This window comes from Micromonospora sp. DT63 (assembly GCF_049841615.1).
GTDB lineage: Bacteria > Actinomycetota > Actinomycetes > Mycobacteriales > Micromonosporaceae > Micromonospora.
In genome coordinates this window covers 123,082-147,015 of the sequence record NZ_JBNCKQ010000008.1, presented here as the reverse complement: position 1 = coordinate 147,015, position 23,934 = coordinate 123,082, and the positions used below count along the sequence as shown (strand labels likewise).

Here is a 23,934-nt window from a genome sequence, read left to right as displayed (position 1 = left end):
TTTGCAGAGGCGGATGCTCGACCAATCGGCACATGAGCAAGCCTGATGGAACTGCTTGGAGCCACTCCGCGTAGGAAGGCACGCCCGGATGACTTGGGCGCCGCACACGGGTGGGAAGCCTATCTTTACCCTTCTGGCAGCTCAGGCCCGACTGACATCTGAAGGACGCGACAATTGCTGGGACCCGAAGCAGGTGAATTTCCAGAATCACTTGAACGGTTGAGTGGTCTTTTCATAGGGCAGGTTCCATCCAGCTTGGGTGGCTACCTTGCCGCGCCTACTGCAGGTCGCCAGTCTCCACTCGTCGGCCCAGTGCCACATCCGAGAAATTACACGCGAACTGCGCAGGGCTTGTGGGCTCCGCGATCAGAGCAGATCGACCCAAATCCGCTCGATAATGCGAAGACCTACATCACTTTCAGTGATGTCGCCGATGGGCAAAAAATAGACGGCACGTATCTAATTCACCTTCTGCGGCGAGTTCCAATTCGAGAGGCCCTCGGCGTGGTTGCGCTCTGCATGGCAACTATCCGTCGGCTCGACAGGGGCGAATCTGCTCGGAAGCTGGATCGAGAATCGCTGCGATTTTTTAAACCGCCCGCACGAGATCGTGTGGCGACAGCACTGAAAGAAGGGTCTGTCCTTCACGCGCCACAGCTGCTAATGGTCTTGGCGAAGCTAATCCTTCGCGTTAGTCCTGACGAAGTGGCCGACGAGGATAGGGTAACGATTCCCTTGCCAGCGTTGCTGCTAGTTTTGGCCGACAGTATTGATGCTGATCTTCCGGATAATGCCGACCCTCCCTCGTTGAATGAGATCGGCCTCGAAATGGCGGCCAACACAAATTTCCACTCAAGGGACCGCGTCGACTCACGGGCCACGAGCTTTCTTCGTCGGTGGATCGAGATGCCGGCCGAACGTCGCGCAACTCCCCATCAGGCAACGATGGAGGAGTCCTTCGCTGCCGCATGTAAATTTACGATCAACGAACTGGCGGCCTTCTGCGTTCTATTGTGGATGAAGGCTGCGAATGGAAACGGCTGCTGGACTCGTCCGGACGAATACTTCGGTCGGGCTGGTTGGCGGCCGGACACCGTCCAGAAAATCCTGCAATACATATCTCTCCCTGTGGGCGAGTACAGGCAAACCATGGCGACAGAGTGGGACGATCGAAATCTCGCTTGGCATTTTACAACGATCACACGATTCCCGCTCGTTCGATTTGGCGACGAAGTGCTTGCCTTGGACCCTGACTTAGTCCTTGATCGGTGCATCGATTTTCCCTTGTGGTATGACATTGGGCATGGACTTGGGCCGGCGGGAGGCAGGGCAACTCTGGACGTCCGCCAGGCTTACGACGAATACTCGGAGCGGCACGTCGGCGAAGTATTCCAGTCGATTGTAGGCCGTTTTCAAGCCCAGCGCGTTTACCTGGATAGGCATCTGAAGAAGGCATACAGGGGTAGTTCTGTCGCCGACATCGCCGTCGACTACGGCGATGCTTGGGTTGTTGTGGAGGTAACTACCACGCCGCCTCAAAGGCATACAGTTAACGCCTCGTCAATCACCGGATTTGAGCGGGATATTGAGATGGTGATCGAGGAAGTGAGCCAAGTCTCTGAAACGATCGATCGTCTGCGATCTAATCCTGCCAGGCTAACGGGTCGACCGGGCGTGAGAGCCAGAGAATTCTTTCCCGTCATTGTTCTGGCTGAGGGCTTTCCTAACAATTTCATAGTGACAGGCATTGTCCGGGATGAGCTTCGCAGGCGGGGAATTCTGCAAGAAGCCGGCATCGCGCCCGTAGAACTGATGACGCTCGGCGATCTAGACGTGGTTGAGGCTATGGCGGAGCATCAGGGATCCACGCTTCCCGATCTACTAAGAGGAAAGGCAGCGTCGGCGTTCCGGTCAGACTCCATCAAGAACTTTATCTTGAGTCAGCCGTCATGCGATCTTAAGCGTTGCACGCGTGTCGCGGCCAGCTTTCAGAGATTCTTCTCGTATGTCAAGGAGGCGATCGCGCTCGGTGATCTACGCTGAATTCTTATGACGCTGCGGTCTGATACAGGCTGGGAGCGATGTGTACTCGCAAGCTCGGTGAGTACCCAGGTAACGAGGTCGCCGAGTGTTGGCCCCACGGTGCCATCCACCTCCAGCGAAGTGGCACTCGCGCTCGTGGAGGAAGTCACGAGCATGGCATCTCGTTGCTCGACGTGTTGCAGATGCTGGAATCGCTGCACTGCACGGTAAGCCTGCTGCCGCTGGGTATTGCAATCGGGAACTACCGGATGCTACGTACGAACTCCGTCCATGCGCCTCTCGTGAAGCGAAGAGTCGAACTACCGGGGTTCTTGCTGTCGCGCACCTCGATGCTCGTATCTAGTTCGGCAACCTCGACACAAGCGCCGCCGTTGTTGTCGCTGTAGCTCGACTTGCGCCAGACCAGGCGATCCGAAGTCTCCATGATCACTCTCTCAGGTCTGTTGCCGCTCCACGTCGTCCGCCATCTTCAGGATGAGCTTGCGCGACTCTACCGGCCCGAGAGCGGCTGCCCGGAGTCGGTCCCACAGTCGAGTGTAGGCCCGTACGGCGTCTGGCCGGTCAAGGTAGTCGGCGTCGGTGAAGGTCTCGACGTAGATCACGTCCGATGCAGCGTCGTCCCCGAAGCGCAGGATGATGAAGCTGAACGATGCCGTCTCGTAGGTCTGTGCGTTGAACGGGAACACCTGCAGCGCGACGTTGGGCTGCTTGCTGACCTCTGCCAGGTGCAGGAGTTGGTTGCGCATCGTCGTCGCGTCACCGATGCTTCGGCGCAGCGCCGACTCGCTGAGGATGAAGCTTAGGTCGGGCCCGTCGTCCTGCCGCAGAATCGACTGCCGTTCCATGCGCACGGCAACCTGTCGGTCGACCTCATCGGTGGGCGGGCGTGGGTGGGCGATCGCGTTCATGGCCCGGATGTAGGGCTCGATCTGAAGGACTCCGGGGATGACCTCTGGCTGGTACCAACGGATCTCTGACGCGTCACCTTCGAGGTCCAGGTACTGGCGGAACCAGTCGGGTACGGCGTTCCGGTAGGTGCTCCAGCGCCCGCGTTGTCGACCTGCGCGTGCGAGGTCGCGGAGCGATTCGGCGTCATCGCCTCGAACTCCGTAGAGATCGAGTAGCAGGTTCAGGTCGGTGAGCTTGATGCCCGACTGTCCAAGTTCGACTCTACTGATCTTGCTCGCTGCCGCGTCGATGACGGTGGCCGCATCGTCCTGCGTCTTGCCTGCACCTTCGCGGGCGCGTTTGAGGGCAAGGCCGAGGCGCCGTCGCTGGATCGTCGGGTTCACCACCGGCCGATTATGGCGTGGCTCTAGCTGGATCCCGCGACACGCCGCGAAGAGGTTCCCAAAATAGGAGTCCAACTTTAGCGTGGTTGTACTTCCAAAATAGGAGTCCAAGTTTGGGGTCTCATGGGATCGCACCTGCCGTACGACGACTACCTGCTGGCAGTGGCGCTGACCTTGGCTCGGCGTCATCGGCCGGTCTGGTCATGGCCGCGGTGGCGGTGGATCTGCCGATGTGGGGCCGACCTGCCGTGCCGAGCCCGGCACCGCATCCCGATCCGGCGAGGCCACTGGCCAGGGGAGGAGCAGGAGTGACCGAGGATCAGGTACGGAATCTTGTCCGTGCACCTGCCCGGCGTTGACGGGCTTTGCGCCGGCTGTCGCTGGTGGTGGGCACGGCTGTCCCCGTACCCCTGCTATCAGGCGGAATGTGCGGCCCGCTGGCACGCCCGGTCGGTCATCCGGCGCTTCCTGGATGGTCTGCCGTGACCACCCACGGCCCGGTCCTTCCGGTCTGGACCTGCGGCGGTTGCGACGCGCCTTGGCCCTGCCGGACCCGCCGCACCGAGATGGTTGCCGAGTTCGAGGGCGCTCCCGTGTCATTGGCCCTCTACATGGGGTCCTACCTGGTCTGGGCATCCGAGGATCTGACCTGGGTGCCCGCCGGGCTGCTGCACCGCCGCTTCCTGGGCTGGGGCCGGTGAGTCTGATCCGGCGGGGCGATGAGCGGTTCCACTACAGCGACAGCTCGCACAAGTGGATTCCGCCGAACCCGGACTACGACCAGGAGGTCTGGGACGAGATGGTCCGGCAGCATCAGCTCCAGCACCTGGAGGAGATCTCCAACCGCAGAAAGCCGGCCCGATCGCCTGATGCTGAGTAGCTGTGGACGACCGGGCTGCTCAGCATCAAGCGATCTCAGCGACCGGGCTACTGGCTCGCGCGTTCGGCGGCGCGTACGGCGTTGCGAAACAGCATCGCGACTGTGGTCGGACCGACCCCGCCGACCCGGGGCGTGATGGCGCCGGCGACCTCGGCGCACGCTTCGTCCACGTCCGGCAGGAGGCGCCGGCCCTCGTAGCGGACGCCGGCGCCGATGACGACGGCGCCGGGCTTGACGTGCTCGGGCTGCACGATCCCGGGTACGCCGGCGGCGGCGACGAGGATGTCGGCGCGGCGGGTGTAGCGGGCCCAGTCGGGCACGCCGGTGTGGACGACGGTGACGGCGGCGTTGGCGGTCGGGCGTTTCTGAGCGAGCAGCATCGCCAGGGGACGGCCGAGGGTGGCGCCCCGGCCGAGGATGACGACCTCACGGCCGGAGACGGGGATCTCGTGGTACGCCAGGAGGGCTTCGATGCCGGCAGGGGTGCACGGCAGCGGACCGGGCAGGCCGACGGCGAGACGCCCCATGTTGAGTGGGTGCATGCCGTCGATGTCTTTGTCCGGGTCGATGGTCTGCAGCGCCGCGTCGTAGTCCAGGTGCCCCGGCACCGGGTACTGCACGAGCAGCCCGTGCACGGCCGGATCGTTGTTGAATCGGGCGATGGCCCGGTGCAGCTCGGCCTGGGTGGCGGTGGCCGGCAGGTGCGCGTGCGGGGAGGCGAACCCGAGCGCGGCGGCCTGCCGCTGCTTGATGGCGATGTAACCGGCGCTGGCGTCGTCGTCTCCGACGAGGATGGTGGCGAGGCTCGGTGTGATCCCGTGGTCGCGCAGGCGGGCGGCCGCGGCGGCGGTCTCGGCCAGGACGGCTTCGGCCACCGGTGCGCCCGGCAGGAGCCGGGCGGTGTCCGGCGGGGTGCGGTGTGTTGCGGATTCGCTGGTCGTGGTCATGGCGGTCCCTCGACGCAGGCGCCCAGGCGGTCGACGCCCGCGAGAGGCTCCCCGATGGTTGGACCATCCCCGTGCCGCCAGTCGCCGGTGGTCCGATAATGCCGCATCACCAGGGCGGCTGCCCAGCCGGACCAGCGGCGTCGCCGTCAGCGTCAGGCAGACCCGCACTCGGGGTATGCCGCCGATCGCCGACATACCTCAGAGTCATAAATATGACTCTGAGGTATACCGCTCGTCGGGGTTGGTGCCGCCGATGGCGCCGGCCGGGCCAGCACGACGGTTCACTCGGGGTTCGGTAACACCCATGCTCCGACGAACGAAGAAGAGGTGTGAACGCGCGAGAGAGGACGGCCTGTGAATGAGCCGAGCCGAGCCGATGACGACATCTCCGGCATCGGAGTGGATCCGGTGGCCTTCGAGGTCTTCTACCGGCGGCACCTGGAGGCGGTGGGCCGGTTCGTGGCGCGGCGGGTCGACGACCCCCATCTCGCCGCCGACCTGACCGCCGACGTGTTCCTGGCGGTGATCGAGTCGGCGGCCGGCTACCGGCCGGACCGGGGTAGCCAGATCGGCTGGCTGTACGGGGTGGCCCGCAACGTCATCGGCGACGAGCGGCGTCGTGCGGCTCAACGACTGCGGGTGACCGGCCGACTGGCTGGACGACGGGATCTCGGCCCCGATGACATCGCCCGCATCGAGGAGCGGATCGACGCCGAGTCGGCGGCCCGCCGCACCCATCGCGCGCTGAGCGAGCTACCCGAGGGCACCCGATCGCTTGTCGAACTCGTCGCCGTGGACGGCCTCACCGTCGCGGAGGCGGCGACAGTGCTCGGGATGTCACCGGCCGCCGCCCGGGTCCGCCTGCACCGTGCCCGCCGCCTGGTTCGCGCCGTGCTCGCCAGCCCGGTCACCACCCTCGCCTGAGATGAGACGGAGCTGACGATGAACAAGACTGAACGATCGCCGCAGGGTTTCGAGGAGCAGCTTCTCAGGGACCTGAGCGCGCACGTCGCCCGACGGGCCGAGCTGGCGTCGGCGGGCCGTCCGGCCGGACGCCGTACCCGGTTCCCGCGCGGTTGGCGTCTCGCCGGAGCGGTCGGGCTGGCGGTGACGCTGACCGCCGGTGCGCTGGCGGTCCAGACCATGAGGCTCGGCGATCAGTCGCCGCCCACGGCCAGCGCGTCGGAGGTCTTTCACCTGGCGGCCGACGCCGCCCGGCAGCAGCCGGAGCTCACCGCCCGCCCCGACCAGTACGTCTTCACGGAAACCGTGGCGACGATCCGGGACATGCCGGCCAGTGGCCCGTACCGGACCATCCGGAACCAACTGTGGCAGTCGGCCGGTGGAGTCGCGTACACGCAGGGGCGCTATCGACCGGAGAGCGACCCGAACGGGTGGAGCGAGCTCAGGGTGCTCCGCATCGATGATCCCGCCGATCCCGAGAAGGAACTCGACGCGTTCCAGCCGCCCGCGTACCACGGCGATCTGCCCACCGATCCGGACGAGCTGCTGCGCTACCTTCGGGCGCACCCGGTCGACCTGCATCTACCCGAAGGCGCCGACGAGGAGGCCGTCTACGGGGGCGAGAGCATGGCGTACACCACCGCGTGGTCGATGCTCGACGGATACGTGCCACCCCGAGCGCTCGCGGCGCTGTTCGAACTGCTGGCACGGCAACCCGGAGCGGTAGTCATCTCGGGTGACGTGGTGGACGCTGCCGGCCGTCATGGGGTGGCGATTCGGATGCCCGGCGTGATCGGTGGAAACCTGGACCTCATCTTCGATCGGGACTCCCACGTCTACCTCGGCACCCGCAACTCGTTGGTGCGTAACGGCAAGGAGTCCCTGTACAACACTGCCGCGCTACTGCGCGTCGCCATCGTCGACCGACCGGGCCAGCTGCCCTGAGCGGTGCCCGGGATCGAGAAGGCCGGTGGGTCGGCGCACGAGCACGGGGCAGACCCACCGAACCTGGGCTGCGACGATGAGGGCATGACAACCGCTGAGGCGTACGTCGAGTTCGCGCGCCGCGAGGCACACGGGGTATCGCCCACGTACGAGCGACTGTCCGACGTCGTCGCCCACGACGGCGACCTGCTCGCCCTCCTCGACACGCTCCCGCCGGCCAAGCGTCAGCCGAATCTGCTGTTCGGCGTGGTCCGTTGGTTGGGCGGCCCGGTCGACGACCCGACCGCGTTCCACGACTTCACGATGGCGCACTGGCCGGCCGTCGAGGCGGAGATGCGAACCCGGGCCACCCAGACCAACGAGGCCGGCAGGTGTGCGGTCCTGCTGCCCGTTCTCGCCGCGCTGCCGCAGCCCCTCGCCCTGCTGGAGGTCGGGGCGTCCGCCGGCCTCTGCCTCTACCCCGACCGGTACGCCTACCGGTACGGCGAGCACCGGATCGGGTCCGGCGAGCCGGTCCTGGAGTGCGCGGCCAGCGGCTTCGAACCGCCGACACGCGTACCCCAGGTGGTGTGGCGGGCCGGCCTGGACCTGAACCCGCTCGACGTGACCGACCCCGACGACGTGTCCTGGTTGGACACTCTGATCTGGCCGGAGCGCGGGCACCGACGGGCCCGCCTGCGCGCCGCCGCTGCGGTCGCTGCGGCCGACCCGCCGCTGCTGATCCGCGGCGACCTGGTGGACGACCTGCCGGCGCTGGCGGCGCGGGCGCCAGAGGACGCGACGCTTGTCGTCTTCCACACCTCGGTGCTCTACCAGGTGCCCGTCGCCCGTCGGGAGGCGTTCGTCCGGCTGGTGCGGGAGCTGCCGGGACACTGGATCGCCAACGAGGCCCCGGAGGTGCTGCCCTACGACGGGCTGCCCGACTCGCCGGACGCGGCGCTGCACAACGTCCTCGCGCTGGACGGGCGACCGCTGGCCTGGACCCGGGGGCACGGCCAGGCGATCACGTGGTTCGGGTGACACCCTGGCTCACGCGGCCGGTGCGCGTATCGGGGCGCGCAGGGCGCGGATGAACCAGTCCACGGCCGGCGTGACCGCGCCGCCACCCGACCAGCCGTTGATCACCGAAAGCAGGTCGAGGTAACGGTCCCGGCGCGGGTCGTTGGCCAGAACCAGCCGGTCGAGCAACCGCTGGCGCAGGTCGGCGTCGTCGGGGAGGCCGTGCAGACGGGCGTACCGGCTGGTGACCGCCGCGACCACCGGCTCGGCCTCGGGGCCGACCGGATCGAGGCCGGCGGCCAGGGCGGCCACCACCCCGTCCCGGACCACGGCGACGGCGTCCGGGCGGGGCAGCCCGGGCACGTCGTGGTCGGCGGCGTGCTGGCGAACGAGCCGCCGCATGCTCGCCCGAAAGGTCGGGTCCCGGCACAGGTCGGCCAACTCCACCCACGCCCGCACCTGCTCGGTGGTCGGGTCGTCGGGCAGCTCGGGTGTCATCGAGACGAGCACACCCGGGTACGGCGCCGGGTCGCCGGTGAAGACGCTGTCCAGGAAGTCGTCCACCAGCTGCCGCCGCTCGTGGGCGGTGAGCCGGGCCAACCGGTGCAGGTCGTCCACCTCGGACGGATCCGCCTCGCGCCTCGCCGCGACGGTCAGGACGGCCTGGCGCAGCCGCAGCACCCGGACCTGCACCGCCAGCGCCTCGGCGTGCGCGGCGGCCACCTCGTGCAGGGGCACCTCGCGGTCCACGACCCGACGGATGGAGGCCAGGTCCACGCCCAGGTCGCGCAACGTCCGGACCAGTTCGAGTCGCGCCACGGCGTCCGGGCCGAACTGGCGGTAGCCGGCCGGGCTCCGGTCGGTCGGCGGCACGATCCCGCTGTCGGCGTAGTACCTGATGGTCTTGACGCTCAGCCCGGTGCGTCGGGCCAGGTCGCCGATCGTGTACCGCTCGTCACCGCTCATGCCCCCACCCTGCGGTCTCCCCCCGCTGGAGACTCAAGCCGACGGGACTCTACGACGCAAGCGGCGGCGTGTCCCGCATCCGTCGCAGCGGCGAGCAGACCACGAACAGGCACGCCGCCCAGGTGCCGAGCACGCACACCCAGAGCGCGCCGCGCAGCCCCAGCGTGGTGCCGAGCGCCCCGCCGGTCAGCGCGCCGAGCGGGATCACCCCGAAGCAGATCCAGAGGAACGCGGCGTTGACCCGGCCGAGGATCGCCGGCGGGGTGATGCGCTGCCGGTACGACATCGCCGCGACGTTGAACAGCACCGCGTTGGCCGAGAACGCGGCCAGCCCGACGCCGTAGAGCAGCAGCCCCCAGCCGGGTCGGGCCAACGGCATCAGCAGATAGAACGGGCCCGGGACGGTCATCGCCAGCCAGATCACCCGGGCCGAGCCGAGCCAGGCCGACAGCCGGGCGGCCAGCACCCCCACCACCAGCCCGCCGACGGCGCTGACCGAGAAGACCAGACCCACCTGCACCGGCGCGGCGTGCAGCTCCCGCACCAGGAAGGTCACCTCGATCGAGGCGGACGCCATCACCCAGAAGTTCGACCACGTCGTGCAGGCCAGGATGCTGACCAGGATCGGCTGCCGCCGGATGAAGCCGAGCCCGTCGGTCAACTCCACCCGCAGGGGTACGCGGGGAGCCGGCTCGCGGCGTACCGGCGCCTCCCGGATCAGGATCAGCGTCAGCGCGCTGACCAGGAAGGCGAACCCGTTGGCCAGGAAAGTGCGGGCGGCGCCGACCAGCCCGATCAACGCGCCGCTGACCGTCGGACCGACGAGCTCGGCGGCGTCCTGGCTGATGGTCAGCTTGGCGTTGCCGTCCACCAGCAGGTCCGCCTGCACCAGCCGGGGCAGCAGGGTCTTGTACGCCACGGTGAACAGCACGGTGAGCACGCCACCGAGCCCGACCACCGCGTACAGGAAGGGCAGGGTGAGGTGGCCGACCAGGGCGGCCACCGGCAGGGACAGCAGGAGCGCGGCCCGACCCAGGTCGCACGCGATCATCAGCCGCCGCTGGTCGAGCCGGTCGGCGACGATGCCCGCCGGCAGCGAGAACAGCAGGTACGGCAGCCAGGCCAGGACGGTCAGCAGGGAGACCTGGAACACGCTGGCGTGCAGGGTGTCCGCGGCGAGCAGCGGCACCGCCACGTTGGCGATGCGGGTGCCCAGCTCGCTTACCGTCTGGCCGCCCCAGAGCAGCAGGAAGTTCCGGCTGCGCCACAGCGACGGGATGGCCCCCGCCTCGACCGCCGGGGACTGCTGCACCTGCTGACTCACCGTCGCCGCCTGTCCGTGCGGGTTAAGCGCCGCCGGCCGGCGGCCCGCGGACTCTATCCACGGCGCGAGCCGTCCGACACCGCATTTCCGCTGCCCCGGCCGTCGCCGTGCAGCGCGGGCCGGGGCACTGCCGGCCGGACAAACGACCTGGGTACGGTCGTCGGGCCGTCCGGCGGCCGGACGGCGAATGGAGGCTCGACCGTGTCCATCGCGCTCATCACCCTCGGCGGGACCATCGCGATGGGCGGGGTGGACGCCGGCCGTTCCGGCGTGGTCACCCGGCTCACCGGCGCGGACCTCACCGCCGCCGTCCCGGGGCTGGCGGATCTGGGCGTGCCCGTGGACGTGCGGGACACCCACGCGGTGCCGAGCGCACACCTCACCGCGCGGCAACTGCTCGCCGTGGTCGACGAGGCGTCCCGGACGGTGTCCGCCGGCGCGACAGGTGTCGTGGTCACGCAGGGCACCGACACCCTGGAGGAGACGGCGTTCCTGGCCGACCTCATCTGGCCGCACGCCGCCCCGCTGGTCTTCACCGGCGCGATGCGCAACCCCACCCTGGCCGGCGCGGACGGGCCGGCGAACCTGCTCGCGGCGCTGCGGGTGGCCGCCGCGCCGGGCACCCGAGACCTGGGCGTGCTGGTCGCCGTCAACGACGAGGTGCACGCCGCGCGGTGGCTGCGCAAGACCCACAGCACCAGCACCGCCACGTTCGCCTCGCCCAACACCGGCCCGCTGGGCCAGGTCATCGAGGGGGAGGTGCGGGTGCTGACCCGCCCGGTGCGCCACGAGCCGTTGCCGCCCGTCGACCCGGACCGGCTCGACGCGACCCGGGTGGCGTTGTACGTGGTCACCCTGGACGACGACGGCGCGCTCCTGCACGGCCTCGCGGACACCCACCACGGCCTGGTGGTCGCGGGGTTCGGGGTCGGGCACGTGCCCGCGACGCTGGTCCCGGTGCTCGGCGATCTCGCCAACCGGATCCCGGTGGTGCTCACCAGCCGCAGCGGCGCCGGCTCGGTGCTGCGCCACACGTACGGGGCGGTCGGCTCGGAGACCGACCTGCAACGGCGGGGACTGCGTAACGGCGGTTTGCTCGACCCGTACAAGGCGCGGGTGCTGCTGCGGCTGCTGCTGGCCGCCGGCGCGGACTCCGACGAGCTGACCGCCGCCCTGGCCCGGCACGGTTGAGTCGCCGTCGTCGGGGCGCCTCTAGACTGCTGCGGGTGACCCGGAAGGACCGCTGCTGGTGACCGGTGAGCGACGACCCCTGGCGGATCGACCGCTCACCGAGCCGCACCCGTCCCGGCTGCCGCCCGGGCACCCCGGGCGGGCCCGGATCCTCGCCGCGCACGCCGCCGCGCTGGCCGCCGACGAAGCCGGTTACCTCGACCCGGCGACAGGGCTCTTCGTGCTCAGCGCCGGCTTCCTCGCCCGCCGCGGCACGTGCTGCGGCCGGGGCTGCCGCCACTGCCCGTACGTGGACGATCCACCCTCGGAATGAGGACTTCCGCCCGACCCGGACACCCCGTACGGTGTCCGACGGACATCCGGCGGGGCCACTTCCGCCGTCGGTCGGCGAGAGGGTGGAGCGTGCGCGGGCGGATCGTGGTCGCCGGGCTGGCGGGCCTGCTGGTGAGCGGCTGTGCCGCCGAGGCCGAGCCGGTGGCGGTGCCGCCGCAGGCGCCGGTCGCCCTGGACGTGTCGGCGGCCTCCTCGGGGGGCGCCTGCCGGCTGCTGGACTTCGCGGTGATCGAGCAGCTCGTCAAGGTGCGCTTCGACGTGGCGGCGGCCAGCGAGCGGGGTGACACGCACACCTGCGTGGTCCGGGCCGAGCGCGCGGCGCTGCCCGAGCTGATGCTCAGTGTGTCCGAGACCACCATCGACAAGACCACCTTCGGCGCGGACGTGGTGCCCGACAAGGCGGCGAAGGTCACCGGACTGGGTCAGCAGGCGTACCGGCGTACCACCGCCGCGGCCGGCGGGCACGGCCCGGTCGCCGAGGTCGGCTGGCTGGCCGCCGACGGTCGCCTCGCCACGCTGACCTGGACCGGCGCCCGTGCCGCCGACCGCGCGGCCGTCGACAAGCTGGCCGGGGACCTGGTCGGGCTGGCGAAGAAGGTGGACACCCGGGCGCTGTGACGCCCGGGTGTGCGGCCGATCAGTTGGCGGCGACGAAGACCCGGGAGGCGACCTCGCGAGGCAGCCGCACCCGGTCACCGGAGCGGTCGATCGACACCCCGTCGCGCTCCTGAGCCACGGTCACCGTGGCGCCGGGGTCGACGCCAGCGGCGTGCAGCTGGCGCAGCACGTCGGAGTCGGTCTGCACGCTCTCGCAGATCCGGCGGACCACTACCGGCCCGGACAGCCCGGGGAAGGCCAGGTTGCGCTCACCCTCGCCCGGCTCGCTGGCCGGAGCCTCGGGGGAACCCAGCTCCTCCAGGCCCGGAATCGGGTTGCCGTACGGCGAGCGGGTCGGCCGGTTGAGCAGGTCGTACACCCGCTTCTCGACGGCGTCGCTCATCACATGCTCCCAACGGCAGGCCTCCTCGTGGGCCTCCTCGTAGGGCATCCCGATGACGTTGACCAACAGCAGTTCGGCGAGGCGGTGCTTGCGCATCACGGAGACGGCGCTGCCCCGGCCGAGCGGGGTGAGCGTCAGGTGCCGGTCGCCCTCGACGGTGAGCAGGCCGTCGCGCTCCATCCGGGCCACGGTCTGGCTGACGGTGGGTCCGCTCTGCTTGAGGCGCTCGGCGATCCGGGCACGCAGGGGCGGCACCCCCTCCTCCTCCAGCTCGAGGATGGTGCGCAGGTACATCTCGGTCGTGTCGACCAGATCGTGAGACTTCATAAGGTATGCGGCCCTCCGATGCACGATGCTACCCTGCCGCGCGGCGAGCGACCGCTGCCGAATCGCGTGGTGGTGACCCGGATGGTGTTGGATGGTCGGCATGTCCGGTACCGAGGAACTGCTCGTCGAGGTGGACCGGCTCGCCGCCGAGCTCGACGACGCCGACCCGCCCACCCTCCTCGACGTCCGCTGGCGGCTCACCGGCCCGCCCGGTCGTGACGACTACCTGGCCGGCCACCTGCCCGGCGCGGTCTTCGTCGACCTGGACACCGCGCTGTGCGGGCCGCCCGGGGCCGGCGGCCGGCACCCGCTGCCCAACCCGGGCGCGCTGCAGGCCGCGCTGCGGGCCGCCGGCGTCCGCGCCGGTCATCCAGTTGTGGTGTACGACGGCGGCGACGGCCTGGCCGCCGCGCGGGCCTGGTGGACCTTGCGCTGGGCCGGGCACCGGCCGGTGCGACTGCTGCACGGGGGCTTCCCGGCCTGGGTGGCCGCCAGACGACAGGTCTCCACCACCGCGCCCGCCCCGGCCGACGGTGACGTCGAGGTGCGCCCCGGTGACCTTCCGGTGCTGGACGCCGGGCAGGCCGCCGCGCTGGCGTCCGCCGACGACGCAGTGCTGCTCGACGTGCGCGCGGCACCCCGGTACGCGGGCGAGGTCGAGCCGATCGATCCGGTCGCCGGTCACGTGCCCGGCGCTGCCAACCTGCCCGCCGGCGAGTACGTGGGCGCCGACGGGCGTTTTCCGGCCGCCGACGTGCTGCGCGAGCGGTTCGCCTCGGTCGGCGCGACCGGGGCGCGGGCGGTCGGGGCGTACTGCGGCTCCGGGGTGACCGCCGCGCAGGCGGTCCTCGCGCTGCACCTGGCCGGCCGTACGGACGCCGCGCTCTACGTGGGTTCGTGGAGCAACTGGGTGGCCGACCCGGCCCGGCCGGTCGCGTCCGGGCCGACACCCGGCCGCTGACCAGCGCGTGCGGTGGGCCGACGACGGTCCTCGTGCGACGATGGGCTCATGTCCGACGACACGGTAGTGGTGTGGGACCCCTCGCTGCTCGCCTATGACATGGGCGACCATCCGCTCGACCCGGTAAGGGTGGAGCTGACCGTCGCGCTCGCCCGGGAGCTGGGCGTTCTGGAGCGTCAGGGGGTGCGCGTCGTCAAGCCGGAGCCCGCCGACGACGCGGCGCTCACCCGCGTGCACGACCCGGCCTACCTGGCCGCCGTGCGTGCCGCGCCACGTGATCCACTCTTCGCCGGGTACGGGCTGGGCACCTCCGACAACCCGGTCTTCGAGGGGATGCACGAGTCCAGCGCACTGATCGCCGGGGCGACGCTGGCCGCGGCCGAGGCGGTCTGGCGCGGTGACGCGCGTCGAGCGGTGAACGTGGCCGGTGGCCTGCACCACGCGATGCCCGCCCGCGCGTCCGGCTTCTGTGTCTACAACGACCCCGCGGTGGCCATCGCCCGACTGCTCGATCTGGGCGCCGAGCGGATCGCGTACGTGGATGTGGACGTGCACCACGGCGACGGGGTGCAGGACATCTTCTGGGACGACCCGAGGGTGCTCACGGTCAGCCTGCACGAGACACCGCTCGCGCTCTTTCCGGGCACCGGTTTTCCGGACGAGACCGGCGGGCCGGGCGCGCAGGGCACCGCGGTGAACATGCCGCTGCCGCCGGGCGTCGACGACACCGGCTGGCAGCGGGCGTTCCACGCGATCGTGCCGTCGGTGCTGCGCGCGTTCCGGCCGCAGGTGCTGGTGAGTCAGTGCGGCGCGGACGGGCACCGGCTGGATCCGCTGGCCGACCTGAACCTGACGGTGGACGGGCAGCGCGCCACCTACCTGGCGTTGCGGGCGCTCGCCGACGAGCTGTGCGAGGGCCGCTGGGTGGCCACCGGCGGCGGCGGGTACGCGCTGGTCGAGGTCGTGCCCCGAGCCTGGACCCACCTGTTGGCGGTGGCGACCGGCGCTCCGATCGACCCGGCGACGCTCACCCCGCCGGGCTGGCGTGAGCTGGCCGCGGCCCGTCGGCCGGGTCGGGAGATTCCGCTGCGGATGACCGACGACGCGGACCCGTCGTACGAGCCGTGGCAGCCGACGGGCGAGCCGAACGCGGTGGACCGGGCGATCGCGGCGACCCGTAAGACCGTCTTCCCGCTGCTCGGGCTCGACCCGTACGACCCGCGGGACTGAGCCGGGCCGTTTCCTGTGACGACCGTGGACCAGCCGGTGGACGTGCTGCTCAGCGACGGCAGCACCGTCCAGTTGCGACCGATCAGCCCGGACGACGCGCCGGCCGTCGTGGCGATGCACAGCCGGTTCTCCGAGCGCACCCGCTACCTGCGCTACTTCTCGCCGTACCCGCGCATCCCGGAGCGGGATCTGGTCCGGTTCGTCACTGTCGACCACCACGACCGGGAGGCGTTCGTGGTGCTGGCCGGGGACCGGCTCGTCGCCGTCGGCAGGTACGAGCGGCTCGGTCCGCAGGCGCCGGAGGCGGAGGTCGCCTTCGTGGTCGAGGACGCCTTCCAGGGCCGGGGCATCGGCTCGGTGCTGATGGAGCACCTGGCGGACGCCGCGCGGCGCAACGGCATCATGAGTTTCGTCGCCGAGGTGCTGCCGGCCAACGGGACGATGCTGCGGGTCTTCTCCGACTTCGGCTACCAGGTCCAGCGCGCGTACGCCGACGGCGTGGTGCACCTGAGCTTCCCGATCGCCCCGACGGAGGCGACCCTGGAGGTGCAGCGCGGCCGGGAGCACCGCACCGAGGCCCGCTCGATCGCCCGGCTGCTCGCCCCGCGAGGCATCGCCGTCTACGGCGCGAGCGCCACCGGCCAGGGCGTCGGCGCGGCAGTGCTCGGGCATCTGCGGGACGGCGGGTTCACCGGCGCGGTGGTGCCGGTGCACCCGAGCGCGTCGACGGTGGCGGGCCTGCCCGCGTACCCCTCGGTGGTCGACGCCGGGGTGGCGGTGGATCTGGCGGTGGTGGCGGTCCCGCCGGAGGCGGCGACCGCGGTGGTCGCCGACGCAGCCGCCGCCGGGGTGCACGGCCTGGTCGTGATCTCGGCCGGCTTCGCCGAGGCCGGCGGTGAGGGCGCGGCCACGCAACGTGCGCTGGTCCGCGCGGCGCACGCGGCGGGGATGCGCGTGGTCGGCCCGAACTGCCTGGGCGTGGCCAACACCGACCCGGCGGTACGCCTCAACGCCACCCTCGCCCCGGCGCTGCCGCCGGCCGGTCGGGTGGGCATCTTCAGCCAGTCCGGCGCGTTCGGGGTGGCGCTGCTCGCCGAGGCGGACCGGCGGGGCCTCGGGCTGTCCAGCTTCGTGTCGGCCGGCAACCGGGCCGACGTGTCGGGCAACGACCTGCTGCAGTACTGGCAGGACGACCCGGGCACCGACGTGATCATGTTGTACCTGGAGACGTTCGGGAACCCGCGCAAGTTCGCCCGGCTGGCCCGGCGGATCGGCCGGGCGAAACCGGTGGTGGCGCTCGCCTCACCGGCCCGCCCGCCCGGGGTGGGCGACTCGGCCGGCCCGGACGAGGTGGCGGTGGCCGCGCTCTTCGCCCAGTCCGGGGTGATCCGGGTGGACACCGTGCCGGAGCTGCTCGACGTGGGGGTGTTGCTGGCCAACCAGCCGCTGCCGGCCGGCGGCCGGGTCGGCGTGGTCGGCAACTCGTCGGCGTTGACCGGCCTGGCCGCCACGGCGTGCGTCGGGCAGGGCCTGACCGTCGCCGACGGCTACCCGCGGGACGTCGCACCGAGCGCCGGCGCCGACGAGTTCGCCGCCGCCCTCGCCGAGACGGCCGCCGACGACGGGGTGGACGCACTCGTCGTGGTCTTCGCCCCGCCGCTGCCCGGCCAGCGCACCGAGGTGGACGCCGATGTCACCGCCGCGTTGCCGGCCGCCCTCGCCCTGGGCAAGCCGACCGTGGCGACGTTCCTGGTCGGTCGGTTGCCCGCCGGGGTGCCCGCGTACGGCGGCGTGGAGGAGGCCGTCCGGGCGCTCGCCCGGGTGCACCGGTACGCCGAGTGGCTGCGTCGCCCGCCCGGGGTCGCGCCCGAGCTGCCCGGGATCGACCGGGACGCCGCGGCGGCCGCGCTGCGCGCCGACGGCACCGACGTCGAGGCGCTGCTGGCCGCGTACGGCATCGAGACCGTCGCGTCGGTGCCCGTGGCCTCGGTCGACGCGGCTGTCGACGCGGCGACGCGGGTGGGTTTCCCGGTGGCGCTCAAGGCCGCCGCCGCGGGGCTGCGGCACCGGCTCGACCTGGGCGCCGTCCGCCTCGATCTGCCCGACGAGGCGAGCGTCCGCCGCGCGTACGCCGACATGGCCGCCGGCTTCGGCGCGGACGTGCTGGTGCAGCCGATGGTCCCGCCCGGTGTGGCCTGCGTGGTGGAGTTGGTGGAGGATCCGGCGTTCGGGCCGGTGGTCGGCTTCGGTCTCGGCGGGGTCGCCACCGAGCTGCTGGGCGATCGGGCCTGGCGGGCGGTGCCGCTGACAAACACCGACGCCGCCGAGCTGGTCGACGAACCTCGGGCGGCTCCGCTGTTGCGGGGGCACCGGGGCGCGGCGCCGGTGGACCGGGCGGCCCTGGCCGACCTGCTGCTGCGGGTCGGTCAGCTGGCCGACGAGCAGCCCCGGGTGCGCTCGGTGACCCTCAACCCGGTGCTCGCCCGCCCGGACGGCATCTCGGTCCTGCACGCCCAGGTGCGGGTGGGCGGCGTGGTCGCCCGTCCGGACACCGGCCCCCGGCGTCTCTGAGCGCGGCAGCTCAGGCGCGGCTGGAGATCTGCTGGACGGCCCAGGCGTTGCCGTCCGGGTCGGTGAAGAAGACGAAGCCGACGTTGTCCAGCGGGTCCAGCACCGGGCGCGGGTTCTGGCCCACCACCTGGATGTCGCTGACCTCCACGCCACGGGCGACCAGCTCCGCGTGGGCCCGCAACAGGTCGGGCACCACCAGTTGCAGGCCCCGCAGCGAACCCGGCGGCATCTCCGGGACCACGCCCTTGCCGATCACGATCGAGCAGCCGGAGCCGGGCGGGGTCAACTGCACGATGCGGGCGTCGTCGCTGATCACCGTGTCGTGGTCGACGGCGAAGCCGAGCTGGTCGGCGTAGAACGTCTTCGCCCGGTCCAGGTCGGAGACCGGCACGATCACCACTTCCAACGTCCAGTTCACGGCACTCTCCTCGCTCGTCGCGGAGTCGGTCGGCGCCACAGTCAAGCACCTCGACAGCGGGCAGGGCCCCGGCGAACCGCCGGGGCCCTGCCTTCCCATCCGGTGCGTCAGCAGGCGTACGCCTCCAGGCGCTGCGCCCGCTCCGGAGCGCGCAGCTTCAGCAACGTCACCTTCTCGATCTGCCGGATCCGCTCACGGGACAGGCCGAACTCGCGGCCGACCTCGTCCAGGGTGCGCTGCCGGCCGTCGTCCAGCCCGAACCGGAGCCGGATGACCGCCTGCTCCCGCTGCGACAGCGTGGCGAGCACGATGCTCACCTCGTTGCGCAGTTCGCCCTGCGCGGCGCCCTCGCCCGGGTCGGTGCGCGGGTCCACCGACGCCACGAAGTCACCGAGTGCGCTCTCGCCGTCGTCGCCGACGGTCTGGTCCAGGCTGACCGGCTCGCGGTCGTACGAGATCAGCTCGATGACCTGGAACTCGGGGATGTCCAGGGCCCGGGCGACCTCGGCGACTCCTGGCTCGCGACCCAGCGTCACCGCCAACTCCCGGCGGGCCCGGACCATCCGGTTGACCTGCTCGACCATGTGCACGGGGATGCGGATGGTGCGGGCCTGGTCGGCCATGGCACGGGTGATCGCCTGCCGGATCCACCAGGTGGCGTACGTGGAGAACTTGTAACCCTTGGCGTAGTCGAACTTCTCCACCGCCCGGATGAGGCCGAGGTTGCCCTCCTGGATCAGGTCGAGGAAGGCCATCCCGCGTCCGGTGTAGCGCTTGGCGATGCTGACCACCAGCCGCAGGTTCGCCTCCAGCAGGTGGTCCTTGGCGGCGCGGCCCTCGGCGACGATCAGCTCCAGGTCGGCCCGCAGCTCTTCAGAGACCGGGGTGCAGGTGGCGAGCTTCTCGTCGGCGAACAGGCCGGCCTCGATCCGCCGGGCCAGGTCGACCTCCTGCGCCGCGGTCAGCAGCTTCGTCCGGCCGATCCCGTTCAGGTACGCCCGGACCAGGTCGGTGGAGATGCCGCGCTCGTCGGTGGCGTCCAGGTCGGTGAGGGCCTCGGCGGACCCGTTGGTCTCGGTGCTGGTGGCTGCCGGGCGCGTCCGGTGTTCCGTCATCTGCAGGACCATCTCTGTCTCTCCCCGTTTCCACGTCTGTGCCGTGTCTCCGGCCCAGTGGTGCCGGTGTGAGACACAGCTTGGCGGGCGGGGCGTAAAACGGGAGTGAGGCGATCGGGCACCCGACAGGAATCCGGCCAGATCGTTGCCGCGGTGTGTCATCCCGGCGGTTGCGGGCCCGGCCCGGCTACGTTGCGGACGGTCGGCCGCCCCGGGTCGGCGTGGTCCGACGATGGAGGACGGTGTGGTCTTCAGGCGGCTCATGAAGGCGATGGGGGTCGGCGGCCCCTCGGTCGAGACGGTGCTCGCCGACCCGGACTGCCGCCCCGGCGGGCAGCTGGAGGGCCACGTCCACGTGCTCGGCGGCGACCACCAGGTCGAGATCGACCACGTCACGCTCGGCCTCGTCACCCGGGTCGAGGTGGAGAGCGGCGACAACGACTACGACACCACCCAGGAGTTCCACCGCCAGCGGGTCACCGGTGCGTTCCGGCTGGAGCCGGGGCAGCGCCACGACCTCCCGTTCCGGTTCGACGTGCCCTGGGAGACACCCGTCACCGAGCTGTACGGGCAGCACCTGCACGGCATGACGATGGGCCTGCGGACCGAGCTGGAGGTCGCCCGCGCCGTCGACTCGAGCGACCTGGACGCCGTGTCGGTGCACCCGCTGCCCGCGCAGGAGCGGCTGCTGGAGGCGTTGCTGCGCCTCGGCTTCCGGTTCGCGCGGGCGGACGTGGAGCGTGGGCACCTCTACGGCGTACGGCAGACGTTGCCGTTCTACCAGGAGATCGAGTTCAACCCGGCACCGCAGTACGCCCGCTCGATCAACCAGTTGGAGGTCACCTTCATCGCCGACGCGCGGCAGATGCAGGTGGTGCTGGAGGTCGACAAGCGCGGCGGCGTCTTCACCGAGGGCCGGGACACCTTCGGCCGGTTCACTGTCGAGCATGCCACCGCCGACGACACCGACTGGACCGTCGAACTGGACACCTGGCTCCGCCAGTCCCTGACCCGCCGAGGCCTCTTCTCCCAACCCACCCACCCACCCACTCCCCAACCGTTGATCATGAAGTTATTGCCACGACACGCCGAGGCGGCGGGCAATAACTTCATGATCAACCGAGTGGAGGGACTTGGCGGCAGAGGGGGAGCGGGGTTGGGTCAGAGATCCAGGAGGAGGGTCTGGGGGCCGATGTTGAGGCTTTCCACGAGCATGTGGGTCCGGAAGCGGCCCGTCTCGACAGTGGCTCCTCGTTGGCGTAGGGCGTCGACCACAGCTGTCACCAGGGGTTCGGCCACCTCGGCGGGGGCCGCCGCGGTCCAGCTTGGACGGCGGCCCTTGCGGGCGTCGCCGTAGAGGGTGAACTGACTGACCAGCAGGATCGGCGCGTCGGTGTCGGCGGCGGACCGTTCACCGTCCAGGATGCGTAGCTCATGGACCTTGCGGGCCATCGTCTGAGCGGTCTCCGCCGTGTCGGTGTGTGTCACCCCGAGCAGCACCAGCAGGCCGTTCTCGATCGCGCCGACCACCTCGCCATCGACGGTCACGCTGGCCCGCCCGACGGTCTGCACCACCGCCCGCATCAGCGCGCCACCGCGCACATCGTCCGCATCAGCCGGTCACCGGCTCGATGAAGCCGCGCTCCACCAGGTGCGCGACGATCGGGCCGGCGGCCTCGGCCATCTCCGCGGGTTCGACGTCGTGGGCCGCCGCGAGCAGGGCGAGCTGGTCGCGCAGCGGCAGCCGGCCGTCGGCCCCACCCACCAGGGCCAGCACCAGCGGGTCGATCTCCTCGGTCCAGCGCAGGCCGTTCGGCATCGCGAGCACCTGTCGGTCCACCGCCCAGCCCTCGTCGCCCATGGTGGCCTCCTGTCGCAGCTGAAGGCCGTCGGTGGCCCGGTAGCGCTCGGCGAGCAGCGCCTCGGTGCCGCGTACCCGCAGGAAGTCCTGGCGGTCGAACCAGCCGCCGATCTGGTCGCCCAGCGGTGGCTGCACCCGCTGACGCAGGTCCTCCACGCGGACCACCGGGTCGGCGTGCCCGCCCTGGCGCAGCGACACGATGCCGAAGCCGATCGCCTCGATCTTGTGCGCGTCGAACCAGTCCAGCCAGACGGCCGCCCGCTGCGGGTCGGCGCCCTCGCCGACGTCGGTGAGCCACAGGTCGACGTACGCCATCGGGTCGGCCACCTCGCGCTGGATCACCCAGGCGTCCAGGCCGGTGCCGGCGAACCAACCGGCCACCCGCTCGTCCCACTCCTCGCCGGCGATGTGCACCCAGTTCGCCAGGTACTGCATGGTGCCGCCCTCGGTGAGCAGGCCGGGGGCTGCGGTGGCCAGCTCGGCGGCGATCGCGTCACCCACCCGCCCCGAGTCGCGGTAGACGTGCGTGGTGGTGCCGGGGCCGACGACGAACGGTGGGTTGCTCACCACCAGGTCGAAGCGGCGGCCGGCCACCGGTGCGACCAGGTCGCCGCGCAGCAGCTCCCAGTCCTGGCCGTTGAGGGCGGCGGTGGTCGCGGCGAAGCGCAGAGCCCGTTCGGAGAGGTCCGTGGCGGTCACCGTGTCGGCGTGGGTGGCCAGGTGCAGGGCCTGGACGCCGGAGCCGGTGCCCAGGTCCAGCGCGCTGCCCACCTGCCGGCGTACGGTCGCGCCGATCAGGGTCTGGGTGGCGCCGCCGATGCCCAGCACGTGCTCGGCGTGCAGCGGGCGACCCGGTCGGGCGCTGGCCGGCACGTCGGCGAGCACCCACCAGTCGTCGCCGTACGGCTCCAGGTCGACGCCGGCACGCAGGCCGTCGCCGTACCGCTCGACCAGCCCACCCGCGATCGCCTCCGCGAGGCTGAGCGGCGCCAGGGCGGTGGCCACCGCGCTCTCCGGCTCGGTCTGGTCGCAGATGAACACCCGGATCAGGGTGCCGAGCGGATCGCCGTCCTCGGTGGCGCGCAGCGCGGCCCGGTAGTCGTTGCGGGAGACCGCAGCGGTGGCCTGCGCGCCCAGCCGCTCGGCGATGCCGTGGCTGGTGAACCCCGTTCGGGTCAGCGCGGTCCGCAGCGCGTCGACGCCGGCGGGGGAGAGCAGCATGTCGTGTTGGTCCACGCTCTCATCCTGCCGGTCGCCCCGTCCCGCGTCGGCAGCACCCGCCGGACGACTGCCGGAGCGTCGGTGACCGCCCGGATCCGCGCGCCAGGCAAGATGGCAGGTATGACGCTCGTGCTGCCCATCGATCCGGAGGCCAACCGGCTGCTGGAGCACAGTCCGCTGGCCCTGCTCATCGGCATGACCCTGGACCAGCACATGTGCTGACCATGGAACGTCTCCTCACGGAGAACGTCGACTTACCTGGTGATTCGGTGCTCCCACCAGGGGAGTTGTCGAGGTGCCAGGGGATTGGGCAGGGTCCGCGCTCGGTACTCGTCGTCGAGTGGCGCGACCAGGCGCAACAGGGCCCGGGACGCCGGCGTGCTGAGCTGATCGAGGGCTTCTTGGAGAATCGCACGGCTTAGACGCCCGCAGCAGTCGCAGGGGTGGGCGCTGCGAGCGCTGGGTAGCTGGGCGGTTGCTCGCCATCCGGCGAGGGCTTCTGCCACGGCACCGGGCCAGAGACCGACGCGAGCCCAGTCGCGTGCGCTCCACAGCTCGATTTGATTGATCTCCTGTTGTACGCAGCCGGCAAGCCCACGGACGTGGGATCTGCTGCGCCAGGACGGCCGGTGAAGCTGATCTTGCCGTAGCTGGTGGGGCCGCCTGCGCGGCATGGTGCCCTTTTTCCGTTGGCTCGTGAGACCTATCCGAAGGATAGCTGCGCGTCGAGCGAACCAACGGCCGGCCACCTGGTGGCAGCATGTGGGCATGACGCTCTCCCTTCCTATCGACCCCGAGGCGAACGAGCTTCTCCAGCGGAATGCTCTGGCACTTGTCATCGCGCTCGTGCTCGACCAGCAGGTGCCGATGGAGAAGGCGTTCTCCTCGCCGTACGTCCTCACCCAGCGGCTCGGCCGCGACCTGGACGCGGCGGAGCTGGCCGGCTACGAACCGCAGGCCCTGGTCGCGCTCTTCGCCACCCCGCCCGCGCTGCACCGGTTCCCGAAGGCGATGGCCGCCCGGGTGCAGGAGGTCTGCCAGGCGCTCGTGGAGCGCTACGACGGCGACGCCGCGCTGCTGTGGGCCGACGTCGCCGACGGGCCGGAGCTGCTGCGGCGGGTGGCCGGGCTGCCCGGCTTCGGCAAGCAGAAGGCGCAGATCTTCGTGGCCCTGCTCGGCAAGCGGTTCGGGGTGACCCCGCAGGACTGGCGGGAGGCTGCCGGCGGGTACGGCGATCCCGGCGCGTACCGGTCGGTGGCCGACGTCACCGACGCCGATTCGCTGCGCCGGGTGCGGGAGTACAAGCAGCAGATGAAGGCGGCGGCGAAGGCTGCCCAGGGCTGACGC

General features: G+C 70.9%; 23 protein-coding genes, 1 pseudogene and 1 riboswitch. Of the genes and pseudogenes, 14 read left to right on the top strand and 10 right to left on the bottom strand.

Features of this window, described 5'->3' with window-relative positions; all coding sequences use genetic code 11:
• Nucleotides 1-174: 174 nt before the first annotated feature.
• Nucleotides 175-2,043 (top strand): hypothetical protein, encoded by a 1,869-nt coding sequence (locus ACLQ27_RS26590; protein ID WP_425869218.1) that lies wholly within the window; start codon nucleotides 175-177, stop codon nucleotides 2,041-2,043.
• A 241-nt stretch (nucleotides 2,044-2,284) separates the two neighbouring features.
• On the opposite strand, the gene ACLQ27_RS26585 is transcribed toward ACLQ27_RS26590, so the two are convergent.
• On the bottom strand, nucleotides 2,285-2,467 hold the full coding sequence (locus ACLQ27_RS26585; RefSeq protein ID WP_425869216.1) for a DUF397 domain-containing protein: 183 nt from the start codon (nucleotides 2,465-2,467) through the stop codon (nucleotides 2,285-2,287).
• A gap of 10 nt (nucleotides 2,468-2,477) precedes the next feature.
• Nucleotides 2,478-3,338, bottom strand: coding sequence for a helix-turn-helix domain-containing protein (locus tag ACLQ27_RS26580; RefSeq protein ID WP_425869214.1), 861 nt, complete (start codon nucleotides 3,336-3,338; stop codon nucleotides 2,478-2,480).
• A 694-nt stretch (nucleotides 3,339-4,032) separates the two neighbouring features.
• Here ACLQ27_RS26580 and ACLQ27_RS26575 point away from each other — a divergent pair.
• The gene (locus tag ACLQ27_RS26575) at nucleotides 4,033-4,215 is read left to right on the top strand and encodes a hypothetical protein (RefSeq protein WP_425869212.1); all 183 of its coding nucleotides are present in this window, start codon (nucleotides 4,033-4,035) and stop codon (nucleotides 4,213-4,215) included.
• 47 nt (nucleotides 4,216-4,262) lie between these two features.
• Here the strand turns inward: ACLQ27_RS26575 and ACLQ27_RS26570 are convergent, their stop codons facing one another.
• Complete coding sequence (locus ACLQ27_RS26570) at nucleotides 4,263-5,162, bottom strand: bifunctional 5,10-methylenetetrahydrofolate dehydrogenase/5,10-methenyltetrahydrofolate cyclohydrolase (RefSeq protein ID WP_425869210.1); 900 nt, start codon at nucleotides 5,160-5,162, stop codon at nucleotides 4,263-4,265.
• A gap of 13 nt (nucleotides 5,163-5,175) precedes the next feature.
• A riboswitch (ZMP/ZTP riboswitch) is annotated at nucleotides 5,176-5,257 on the bottom strand.
• Between the two features lie 259 nt (nucleotides 5,258-5,516).
• Between ACLQ27_RS26570 and ACLQ27_RS26565 the strand changes: the two genes are divergently transcribed.
• The 3 genes from ACLQ27_RS26565 to ACLQ27_RS26555 all read left to right on the top strand — a co-directional run bounded on the left by ACLQ27_RS26565 (nucleotide 5,517) and on the right by ACLQ27_RS26555 (nucleotide 8,090).
• Entirely contained in the window at nucleotides 5,517-6,086 is a 570-nt protein-coding gene (locus tag ACLQ27_RS26565) for an RNA polymerase sigma factor (protein ID WP_425869208.1), read from the top strand.
• A gap of 18 nt (nucleotides 6,087-6,104) precedes the next feature.
• A complete protein-coding gene (locus tag ACLQ27_RS26560; protein WP_425869206.1) occupies nucleotides 6,105-7,070 on the top strand; it encodes a CU044_5270 family protein in 966 nt (321 codons plus the stop codon).
• Nucleotides 7,071-7,154: 84 nt separating this feature from the next.
• Entirely contained in the window at nucleotides 7,155-8,090 is a 936-nt protein-coding gene (locus ACLQ27_RS26555) for a DUF2332 domain-containing protein (RefSeq protein ID WP_425869204.1), read from the top strand.
• Nucleotides 8,091-8,099: 9 nt separating this feature from the next.
• Here ACLQ27_RS26555 and ACLQ27_RS26550 read toward each other — a convergent pair whose 3' ends face one another.
• Together ACLQ27_RS26550 and ACLQ27_RS26545 are read right to left on the bottom strand one after the other, a co-directional pair.
• Nucleotides 8,100-9,035, bottom strand: coding sequence for a MerR family transcriptional regulator (locus tag ACLQ27_RS26550; RefSeq protein WP_425869203.1), 936 nt, complete (start codon nucleotides 9,033-9,035; stop codon nucleotides 8,100-8,102).
• Between the two features lie 49 nt (nucleotides 9,036-9,084).
• A complete protein-coding gene (locus ACLQ27_RS26545) occupies nucleotides 9,085-10,359 on the bottom strand; it encodes an MFS transporter (protein WP_425869201.1) in 1,275 nt (424 codons plus the stop codon).
• Between the two features lie 201 nt (nucleotides 10,360-10,560).
• Here ACLQ27_RS26545 and ACLQ27_RS26540 point away from each other — a divergent pair, with 201 nt between their 5' ends.
• The 3 genes from ACLQ27_RS26540 (at nucleotide 10,561) to ACLQ27_RS26530 (ending at nucleotide 12,501) form a co-directional block, all read left to right on the top strand.
• Nucleotides 10,561-11,550, top strand: a complete 990-nt coding sequence (locus tag ACLQ27_RS26540) for an asparaginase (RefSeq protein WP_425869199.1) — start codon at nucleotides 10,561-10,563, stop codon at nucleotides 11,548-11,550.
• Between the two features lie 58 nt (nucleotides 11,551-11,608).
• The gene (locus tag ACLQ27_RS26535) at nucleotides 11,609-11,863 is read left to right on the top strand and encodes a DUF5522 domain-containing protein (RefSeq protein ID WP_357498492.1); all 255 of its coding nucleotides are present in this window, start codon (nucleotides 11,609-11,611) and stop codon (nucleotides 11,861-11,863) included.
• Between the two features lie 89 nt (nucleotides 11,864-11,952).
• Nucleotides 11,953-12,501, top strand: a complete 549-nt coding sequence (locus ACLQ27_RS26530) for a hypothetical protein (protein WP_357575513.1) — start codon at nucleotides 11,953-11,955, stop codon at nucleotides 12,499-12,501.
• A gap of 19 nt (nucleotides 12,502-12,520) precedes the next feature.
• Here ACLQ27_RS26530 and ACLQ27_RS26525 read toward each other — a convergent pair whose 3' ends face one another.
• Nucleotides 12,521-13,210: a metal-dependent transcriptional regulator gene (locus tag ACLQ27_RS26525; protein ID WP_234587967.1), complete on the bottom strand. Its 690-nt coding sequence runs from the start codon at nucleotides 13,208-13,210 to the stop codon at nucleotides 12,521-12,523.
• 100 nt (nucleotides 13,211-13,310) lie between these two features.
• Here ACLQ27_RS26525 and ACLQ27_RS26520 point away from each other — a divergent pair, with 100 nt between their 5' ends.
• Genes ACLQ27_RS26520 through ACLQ27_RS26510 form a run of 3 tightly spaced genes read left to right on the top strand, consistent with a single transcriptional unit; the run spans nucleotide 13,311 to nucleotide 17,972 of the window.
• A complete protein-coding gene (locus ACLQ27_RS26520) occupies nucleotides 13,311-14,171 on the top strand; it encodes a sulfurtransferase (RefSeq protein WP_425869197.1) in 861 nt (286 codons plus the stop codon).
• Nucleotides 14,172-14,219: 48 nt separating this feature from the next.
• Nucleotides 14,220-15,401, top strand: coding sequence for an acetoin utilization protein AcuC (locus ACLQ27_RS26515; protein ID WP_357498498.1), 1,182 nt, complete (start codon nucleotides 14,220-14,222; stop codon nucleotides 15,399-15,401).
• A 15-nt stretch (nucleotides 15,402-15,416) separates the two neighbouring features.
• Nucleotides 15,417-17,972, top strand: a complete 2,556-nt coding sequence (locus tag ACLQ27_RS26510; protein ID WP_357575515.1) for a GNAT family N-acetyltransferase — start codon at nucleotides 15,417-15,419, stop codon at nucleotides 17,970-17,972.
• 10 nt (nucleotides 17,973-17,982) lie between these two features.
• Here ACLQ27_RS26510 and ACLQ27_RS26505 read toward each other — a convergent pair whose 3' ends face one another.
• A complete protein-coding gene (locus ACLQ27_RS26505; protein ID WP_425869194.1) occupies nucleotides 17,983-18,390 on the bottom strand; it encodes a VOC family protein in 408 nt (135 codons plus the stop codon).
• A gap of 107 nt (nucleotides 18,391-18,497) precedes the next feature.
• The gene (gene sigB, locus ACLQ27_RS26500; protein ID WP_305076144.1) at nucleotides 18,498-19,517 is read right to left on the bottom strand and encodes an RNA polymerase sigma factor SigB; all 1,020 of its coding nucleotides are present in this window, start codon (nucleotides 19,515-19,517) and stop codon (nucleotides 18,498-18,500) included.
• Between the two features lie 232 nt (nucleotides 19,518-19,749).
• On the opposite strand from sigB, the pseudogene ACLQ27_RS26495 reads away from it, so the two are divergent.
• Nucleotides 19,750-20,532 (top strand): annotated as a pseudogene (locus tag ACLQ27_RS26495) (sporulation protein); the annotation flags it as partial.
• A gap of 134 nt (nucleotides 20,533-20,666) precedes the next feature.
• On the opposite strand, the gene dtd reads toward ACLQ27_RS26495, so the two are convergent.
• Both dtd and ACLQ27_RS26485 read right to left on the bottom strand, forming a co-directional pair.
• A complete protein-coding gene (dtd, locus tag ACLQ27_RS26490; RefSeq protein ID WP_425869192.1) occupies nucleotides 20,667-21,089 on the bottom strand; it encodes a D-aminoacyl-tRNA deacylase in 423 nt (140 codons plus the stop codon).
• Between the two features lie 28 nt (nucleotides 21,090-21,117).
• Nucleotides 21,118-22,602: a DUF7059 domain-containing protein gene (locus tag ACLQ27_RS26485; protein WP_425869190.1), complete on the bottom strand. Its 1,485-nt coding sequence runs from the start codon at nucleotides 22,600-22,602 to the stop codon at nucleotides 21,118-21,120.
• Here ACLQ27_RS26485 and ACLQ27_RS26480 point away from each other — a divergent pair.
• A complete protein-coding gene (locus ACLQ27_RS26480) occupies nucleotides 22,591-22,809 on the top strand; it encodes a hypothetical protein (RefSeq protein ID WP_425869188.1) in 219 nt (72 codons plus the stop codon). The genes ACLQ27_RS26485 and ACLQ27_RS26480 overlap by 12 nt on opposite strands.
• Before the next feature lie 546 nt (nucleotides 22,810-23,355).
• Nucleotides 23,356-23,931: an HhH-GPD-type base excision DNA repair protein gene (locus ACLQ27_RS26475; protein WP_425869187.1), complete on the top strand. Its 576-nt coding sequence runs from the start codon at nucleotides 23,356-23,358 to the stop codon at nucleotides 23,929-23,931.
• Nucleotides 23,932-23,934 lie beyond the last annotated feature (3 nt).